The following is a 7,820-nucleotide window of genomic DNA, read 5'->3' on the forward strand; positions in this document are numbered from 1 at the left end:
ATCTTAAATCAGGTTGATTAATGGCTGGTTAAGCGGGCGGGAAGGGGATTAATGCTTACTTTTCGAGTAAGAACCAGGTGATGTCATCTTGCGGTGCCCAGTTATCTCGCTTGTAGATAAACCCATAGTCAATCAGTTTCAAACCATAGTTATCAATCAAATCGCCGGCAAAATCACGTTTAAATAACTTATTTTGATGGCCTTTATAGGTGATTTGGGTAGGCGATGGATTGTAATATTCCGCCACAAGCACATAGCGATTAGAGCCATTTACCAAATTCTGGTAAACGTTATCTAAATAGTCAGGGTTGATATGAATAAGCACGCCAGCGGTAAACGTCAGGTCTGCTTTAGGCGAATGTTCAATAGAATCGAGTATTGAACCAACAGTAATGTCGGCGACACCAAAACTTTCAGCCTGTTTAGCCGCTGATTCATTTATTTCGTAACCACTGAGCTGAAGCGCGGGGTTTAAGCGCTTCAGAGCAACCAGGTTGAGGCCAATGTTACAACCAAGTTCCTGAGCAGAAGTCACATTATGTGCAGCCCTTAGCATTCGCGACCACATGGCAACTTTAGAATTAAGCAGCGATTCAGAATTGTTTCTTTTGATGTAGTCTTCGCCGAAGTTTCCAGCCCAAAAATTTTCTTGCTCAGTTTGGTATGTCATGAGGAACTCATTAATCTGATTTTGATATTTTTAATTAATAGATCTTTCATTCTGGCTGAACAGCGTTAGGTGCTTCGTGTTTGCCGGCAGCGGTTCTGTCCCGACTAATCCGTTTATGCATGTGAGCGAAATACAGACCGTGCAAGTTCAGCATAACTTAACCTATGTGTGCAAAATCTTTAAGGCACGTATTTAATTGTTTAAGTTATTGTGGTTTACGCGCTTACGCCTTTACCTGAAAAACCGCCTTTTTTCTTACCGGCCTTATCGTAGGTCAATGATTCTTTGGCACGAATATCCATCATCAGATTACGTAAATGGGCTAAGCGTAACTGGCCTTGTTCAATCGCTCTCTGGTTTACTTCTGTACAGTACTGACATTCAATCAACAGCGTTTTGGATTGCTCAATCAGGGCGAGTATTTCATCAGACAACGGCGCATCCTGTTGTAGCGCCGCCAACTGGGGATTAACGGTCTCATCGAGGTTCTGAATAGCGGACAAAAGGGCTTCTTTGTCATGCAGAAGCGTCATCAGTGCTTCGGCGTCACGGCTACCGATCAGATGTAACTCTTTGTCCAGCATCGCCTTAAATGAAGAGAGCTGTTGAGTTTGAAGTTTTAGCTGATCAATTAGCGTGGCCGTCATATTACTCACTTATCAGGATTTGATACCAAAAATTTCAGACTCGAGTCGGGCGATTTTTTTCGCCAGCGCCTGCGGGTCAACTTTGTATTCGCCATTCTGGATCGCTTTTTTCAGCTTATCCACTTTTTCCTCATTCACCGGCGCTTCGGCACTTTTCTTTTGCACCTGATTTAACTGCTGGGCAGATTGTGTCAACGACACGGAATCCTGACGCGGCGCGCTCGCAGCTTGTGCAGTTGATGTGGCAGCCTGCTGGACTGCTGTTTGGTTTTGTTTTGGCTGTTGCTGACTGTTGACCTTGTTATTATCAACAGGCGCTTTTGGTAAGCCATTGTTTACATTGTTAATTGCCATAATTTGTTTCCACTACCTTTTACACCTCAGTAGTTATATCGGCTGCGGGTAGATTTTCTTTAGACCAAATTAGCATTTTTTGTATAAAAAATCGCATCAAATTAAAGGACTGGTTATCGCTTTCGCATCCTGCACTGCGCGTTAACCTTATCACAAGTTAACAATGACTTCCTGAGTGCTGGCCACCTCGGCAATCACCGACTTATTGGAGCTGGCATTAACGACTTCAATGGTGTCGCCAATAACACCGTCCTGCCGTGCAATCCCGGATGTTTTAACCTGCACTGCGCCCGCCTGTCCACTGATGGTGATTTTATCACCTTTACATATAAAACACAGCATATTGCTTTGTACCGGCTGGCCTTCCCGAACCCGGTACTTTAAACGTGCCCCCGAGAGTTGCTCAATACTGGTAAACGGCGTATGACGTAACTGTTTAATGTCTACTTCTGCCAGCGTTAAATGACTGGCGGATAGTACCGTATCCGGGCTAATCATTGACGCGGTGACAACGATAGTGCGGGTACGGGTGACTTTGGCACTGGAAAATAAATACCAGTTACTGGTGTCGCAACTAACCCGTACATTCAGATAACTTAAATGTAAGGTGTCAGATGCAACATCAAAGCTAAAGGGCACATCGCAATCAGGAATGTTTATCCGGCTATCAATAGGTGTTACGGATATGGTTAAATTATCTGCCAAATTATTTTGCTGACCTGGCTCAAGTTGCCGGGTTAAATATTCTGCTACATTGCGCGCCAATTGCTCGTGGGCCGTTTCGGCTTTTTCTTGGGCAATTGCGTTAAAGTGAGCTAAGGTGAAACCTGCGGTCAAGATGAAAGTCAGGCGCACCGGCGTGAGTAATGTTTTCAATATTTTCATGTTCAGACGTTTTCATTTTGACTATTATTAAATACAAATCAGCGAGTTTTGCTAATCAAAGATGCGGCGACAGTTAATTGACGCAACCCATGTTATTAAATAAGTACGCAAACTCTATGCCCATATTGAAATATCGAGGTGATGTATGTCTGGAATTTTAGATTCGGTGAACCAACGCACGCAGTTGGTTGGCCAGAACCGGCTGGAGTTATTGCTGTTTCGTCTCAATGGTCGTCAACGTTTTGGCATCAATGTGTTTAAGGTTCGCGAGGTCTTACAGTGCCCGGCGTTAACTGCGATGCCCAAGCTGAACCCATTGGTGCGCGGCATTGCGCATATCCGCGGCCAGACCATCTCAGTGATCGATTTGAGTATGGCAACCGGTGGACGGCGCATAGAAGACCTTAAAACAGCGTTTATTGTGATTGCGGAATATAACCGGTCGGTACAAGGCTTTCTGGTAGGGGCCGTCGAGCGCATTATCAATACCAATTGGGATGCCATCATGCCACCCCCGCAGGGAACCGGCAGGGCCAGCTACCTGACCGCCGTGACTGAAGTTGAAGGTGAACTGGTTGAAATCCTTGATGTAGAAAAGATCCTCAATGAGATTTCCCCACTGAATACTGAAGTGAGCGCTGAGGTTGCATCGACCCTTAATACTGACGCACATAAAGATAAAATTATTTTTATTGCTGACGATTCTTCCGTTGCCCGTAATCAGGTGAAAAGGGCCCTGACCACCCTTGGAATGGAAATTGAAATGGCCAAAAATGGCCTGGAAGCGCTCAAGCGCCTGAAAGAGATTGCCGAGGAAACCGGTGATGTTACCGACAAGGTAGGGGTGCTGGTGTCTGATATTGAAATGCCGGAAATGGATGGGTACACCCTCACTGCCGAAATTAAGAATACCCCGGAGCTGCAAAAACTGCATGTGGTTCTGCATACTTCTTTAAGTGGCGTATTTAATCAGGCGATGGTGAAAAAGGTGGGCGCAGACGACTTTATTGCTAAATTTCATCCTGATGAACTGGCTAGCGCTGTTCAGAAATGGCTGGGTCCTGAAGAATAATCAACGGAGTATACACTGATTGATTAATAAGGATGTGTCGCCTGACGCGTACCGCCAGTTCCGGGAGTTTCTGGAACAGCAGTGCGGTATCGTGCTTGGCGATAATAAGCAGTACTTAGTGCGAAGCCGTTTGGGCGGGCTGTTGCACGAGCGCCAATTAACTAATATCGATGAGCTGTTAAGGCAATCCATCTCCGGTCGCGACCGCGGATTACTACAGCAGGTTATCGATGCCATGACCACCAACGAAACCCTGTGGTTTCGTGACAGCTACCCGTTTGAACTATTGATCCGGCAAATACTGCCCACCCTTGCCACCCGGCAACGACGTATTCGGATCTGGAGTGCAGCATGCTCCTCTGGTCAGGAGCCTTATTCCATTGCCATGTCATTACTGGAATATCAGCGTAATAACCCCGGCGCCGGTTCGTTGTCTGCGGAGATTCTGGCCACTGACTTATCCAGTAATATGCTGAGAAAGTGTGAAGAGGGCGCTTACGATGAGCTCTCACTGGCACGCGGTTTATCGGCCGAGCGCCGGCAAAGGTACTTCCAGCAGCATGCCAGCGGCATGTTACAGGTGAAGCCTGAAGTACGCCGTATGGTCAGCTTTCGCAGTCTGAACCTGCTGCACAGCTATTCTTCGCTGGGCAAGTTCGATATTGTCTTTTGCCGCAATGTGCTGATTTACTTCTCTACAGAGCTGAAACAAAAAATACTGCAACAAATTGCCGCCCAGTTAAACCCGGGCGGCATCCTGTTTCTCGGTGCGTCGGAATCGGTGGCCGCAGCGGCCGATTGTTACCGCATGGTTAAATGTAACCCTGGCTTGTATTACACCAAAAAAGACTAATTAAAATAGATAGTTAGTTTTTTCTTTTCGTGTATTTCTTACTTCCTGCTTTTGTTGGCACTTAGTTTGCTTTTATCTTTGCGATAGAGGAGAAGTGCTATGGCCATTAATTTAGACAAGCTCGTGGGTTTTCATCAGAACGCTTTGAAGATCCGCAACGATAAGATGGAAGTCATTGCCGGTAATCTGGCCAATGCCAACACGCCGGGTTACAAAGCCCGCGGCATCGATTTTCAAAAAGCAATGGCCAGCGCTCAGAATTCCAGCGGCCAGTCGATGACACGCACTCACGATAAACACATGAGTGGCGGCATGGTGTCATCAACAAACATCGGCTTTAGGATCCCCTCTCAGCCGGATACCGGCGACGGCAATACCGTCGAAGTCCAGCGCGAACGTAATGAATTCTTAGATACAGGTATGCGCTATCAGGCCACTATTGAGTTTCTCAACGGTAAAGTGAAAGGCATGAAGAAAGCGTTAAGTGGAGGACAAGGTCAATGAGTCTGTTTGATGTTATGTCAATTTCTGCGTCAGGTATGCATGCTGAAAGCGTACGCCTGAACACCACGGCAAGTAATATTGCCAATGCCAATTCGGTAAGTAGTAGTGAGCAGGATACCTATCGTGCCCGTCATGCTGTTTTTGCTGCCGAGCTGAATCGCGCAACCAATGATTACAGCAAGGGCTCTGAAGTTAAGGTACTGGGTGTGGTCGAGAGCGACCGTCCGCTACAAACTGAGTATGCACCGCATAATCCCCTGGCTGACGAAAATGGTTACATCTATAAGCCGAACGTCAATATCGTGGAAGAGATGGCCGATATGATGTCTGCCTCCAAAGCTTATGAAACCAACGTCCAACTGGCAGATACCACTAAGCGCATTTTCCGTCGGGTGTTAACCCTTGGCCGTGGTCAGTAGTAGCGGTCATTAAGAGGATACTAACGTGAGTACAATTACCAACACGCAGGGTCTCAATACTGACCTCTATTGGCAGGAAGAAAAGGTCAAAGTGTCCGATGGCTCGGAGCAGAACCTGTCTCAGGAAGACTTTTTCGCCCTGTTAACAGAGCAGCTGTCTAATCAGGATCCTACCAAGCCGGTGGATAACGATCAGATGGTTTCGCAGATGACCCAGTTCACCACTGCCGACGGCATCAGCAAACTGAATGAGAAGTTTGAAAGCTTCGCTACCTTCATGACGTCGAACCAGGCATTACAGGCTTCCAGCCTGATTGGCCAGGATGTGCTGGTAGAAGCCAACGTAGGCTACATGGGCAGTGAAGGCGCCGGCCTCAGTGGTTTTGTGGTAAACGAACAAACCGTACAGAACATGGAAATTACTATCACCAATGCCAACGGTGAAGTCGTCAGAACCATCGACGCAGGCACCCAGGGGGCCGGCAACATTGAGTTCAACTGGGATGGTACCGACCGCAGCGGCAATTTAATGCCGCCCGGCGAATATCTGGTGAGTGCAAACGGCCAGGTGAATGGTGAAGGGGTAGCAATTTCCACCGCTATTCATCGCCACGTTAGCAGTGTAAGCCTGGCTGGCAGCAACCAGGGCATTATTTTGAATTTAGAGGGTGATGTCAGTATCAATCTTGACGACGTTATCCAGATCGGCAGTTAGTAGGAGAAAAGCACATGTCTTTTAACATTGCATTAAGTGGCGTCTCTGCCGCACAAAAAGATTTAGACACTACCGCAAATAACATTGCCAATGTGAACACGGTAGGTTTTAAAGAGTCGCGGGCCGAGTTTGGTGATGTATATGCCGCCTCACTGTTAGCCAGCGGTAAAACCAAAGTAGGTGATGGCGTCCTCACGCAGGAAGTGGCCCAACAGTTCAGTCAGGGTAGCCTGCAGTTTACCAATACGGCACTGGATTTAGCCATTACCGGTAATGGTTTCTTTGCCACTGTACCCGATATCACCTCGCGGGATTTTTCCTTTACCCGTGCCGGTCAGTTTAAGCTGGACGAAAACAACTTTGTGGTTAACAGCAGCGGCGACAACCTGCTGGGCTTTCCGGTTAACCCGGATGGCACCAGTTCGTCAGTGGCGTTAAGTACTACCGAACCTGTGCGTATTCCCGACTCCTCAGGCTCACCGCAGGCAACGCAGGAAGTCACCATGCGGATGAATCTGCCGGCGAACGACGATTATCTCGATCCGACAGCATTTAATCCTGATGATACGCTCACCTACAACGCGGCAACCTCGGTAACCGTTTATGATTCACTCGGTGAAAGTCACATAATGACTTATTACTTTGTGAAAGATGGTACCGACCAGTCGACACCAACTGGCCCGGATCAGCTCAATAGCTGGTTAATGTTTGCCACCCTTGATGATACCCCGGTAGATATTGCAGGCGGTGATACCAGTGTACCGCTGCCAACGAGGGACGACCCGCAAAACCCGGGGAACACAGAGGCCTGGTTACCGGCCAGATTGTCATTTAACCAGAGTGGGGACTTTACCTCGCAAATACCTGCCGGTGGCATCGTGACTGTACCACTGGGGGATGACGGTTCGCCTGACGCCGCGATTGCGTTAACTGGTGGTGCCGATCAAACTCAAACCATCGGTATCGATTTCAACCTGGATCCGCTGGGTGGCCAGACTATCAATGAGCCAACTCAGTACGCCTCCGCCTTTGAAGTAACCTCACTTGAGCAGGATGGTCTGCCAGTAGGCCGCTTAACCGGTGTGGATATCGGTGAAGACGGCCTGGTCAGAGCAACTTTCTCTAACGGTACCTCAGAGCCGGTAGTACGCGTTGCGTTGGTTCGATTTGCCAATGAGCAGGGCCTGACCCAGCAAAGCAATACTGCCTGGAAAGAGTCAATCGAGTCCGGCGAAGCGCTGGCCGGCGAGGCGACCACAGGGACCTTTGGCGAAATTAACTCCTCCGCCCTTGAACAGGCTAACGTTAACCTGACTACTGAACTTATTGACATGATTATTGCGCAGCGGAACTTCCAGGCGAACTCCCGGGCACTGGAAGTTAACAACCAGCTTAATCAGACGATTCTGAATATTCGATAAGATCCCGTTATCATTCTGAGGCCGCCTTTCGCGGCCTTTTTTGTTTGCCCAGCGAAGCTGGCAAACCCGTCAGGTTGAAAGAAACCTGAATCACCCTGACTGAGGGGAAGATAATCCGAATGGCAAGGGCGTTGCTGGCCAACGGCAGGGTTCGAAGGAAGCCATAGGAAGTTAGAAGTACACAACGAAAGTGAACCTGATTCGGCAAGGCAGGAGGGTAAGCGTGCAAAATAGCGCGAAGCCCGATACTCAGTCAGTCCTGTTTTGTGTTTGAGGGTGG

General features: G+C 48.1%; 10 protein-coding genes. 6 read left to right on the plus strand and 4 right to left on the minus strand.

Features of this window, described 5'->3' with window-relative positions; genetic code table 11:
* Positions 1–55 precede the first annotated feature (55 nt).
* From C6Y40_RS13665 to flgA, 4 genes are all read right to left on the minus strand, one after another.
* Positions 56–670, minus strand: coding sequence for a pseudaminic acid biosynthesis-associated methylase (locus C6Y40_RS13665; protein ID WP_105935068.1), 615 nt, complete (start codon positions 668–670; stop codon positions 56–58).
* Positions 671–885: 215 nt separating this feature from the next.
* Positions 886–1,317 carry a flagellar export chaperone FlgN gene (gene flgN, locus C6Y40_RS13670; protein ID WP_105935069.1) on the minus strand — a complete coding sequence of 144 codons (432 nt, stop codon included), beginning with the start codon at positions 1,315–1,317 and terminating at the stop codon, positions 886–888.
* 12 nt (positions 1,318–1,329) lie between these two features.
* On the minus strand, positions 1,330–1,671 hold the full coding sequence (flgM, locus tag C6Y40_RS13675) for a flagellar biosynthesis anti-sigma factor FlgM (protein ID WP_105935070.1): 342 nt from the start codon (positions 1,669–1,671) through the stop codon (positions 1,330–1,332).
* A 150-nt stretch (positions 1,672–1,821) separates the two neighbouring features.
* Positions 1,822–2,556 carry a flagellar basal body P-ring formation chaperone FlgA gene (gene flgA, locus C6Y40_RS13680; RefSeq protein ID WP_105935071.1) on the minus strand — a complete coding sequence of 245 codons (735 nt, stop codon included), beginning with the start codon at positions 2,554–2,556 and terminating at the stop codon, positions 1,822–1,824.
* 145 nt (positions 2,557–2,701) lie between these two features.
* Here flgA and C6Y40_RS13685 point away from each other — a divergent pair, with 145 nt between their 5' ends.
* The 6 genes from C6Y40_RS13685 (at position 2,702) to flgE (ending at position 7,540) form a co-directional block, all read left to right on the plus strand.
* A complete protein-coding gene (locus C6Y40_RS13685) occupies positions 2,702–3,628 on the plus strand; it encodes a chemotaxis protein CheV (protein ID WP_105935072.1) in 927 nt (308 codons plus the stop codon).
* Positions 3,629–3,647: 19 nt separating this feature from the next.
* Positions 3,648–4,481 carry a CheR family methyltransferase gene (locus C6Y40_RS13690; RefSeq protein WP_105935073.1) on the plus strand — a complete coding sequence of 278 codons (834 nt, stop codon included), beginning with the start codon at positions 3,648–3,650 and terminating at the stop codon, positions 4,479–4,481.
* Positions 4,482–4,580: 99 nt separating this feature from the next.
* Positions 4,581–4,985 (plus strand): flagellar basal body rod protein FlgB, encoded by a 405-nt coding sequence (flgB, locus tag C6Y40_RS13695; RefSeq protein WP_105935074.1) that lies wholly within the window; start codon positions 4,581–4,583, stop codon positions 4,983–4,985.
* Positions 4,982–5,404, plus strand: a complete 423-nt coding sequence (gene flgC, locus C6Y40_RS13700; protein WP_105935075.1) for a flagellar basal body rod protein FlgC — start codon at positions 4,982–4,984, stop codon at positions 5,402–5,404. Before flgB ends, flgC begins: the two co-directional genes overlap by 4 nt.
* 25 nt (positions 5,405–5,429) lie before the next feature.
* Positions 5,430–6,119, plus strand: coding sequence for a flagellar hook assembly protein FlgD (gene flgD, locus C6Y40_RS13705; protein ID WP_105935076.1), 690 nt, complete (start codon positions 5,430–5,432; stop codon positions 6,117–6,119).
* A 14-nt stretch (positions 6,120–6,133) separates the two neighbouring features.
* Complete coding sequence (gene flgE, locus C6Y40_RS13710; protein WP_105935077.1) at positions 6,134–7,540, plus strand: flagellar hook protein FlgE; 1,407 nt, start codon at positions 6,134–6,136, stop codon at positions 7,538–7,540.
* Positions 7,541–7,820: the final 280 nt, after the last annotated feature.

Source organism: Marisediminitalea alba (assembly GCF_002993365.1).
GTDB lineage: Bacteria > Pseudomonadota > Gammaproteobacteria > Enterobacterales > Alteromonadaceae > Alteromonas > Alteromonas alba.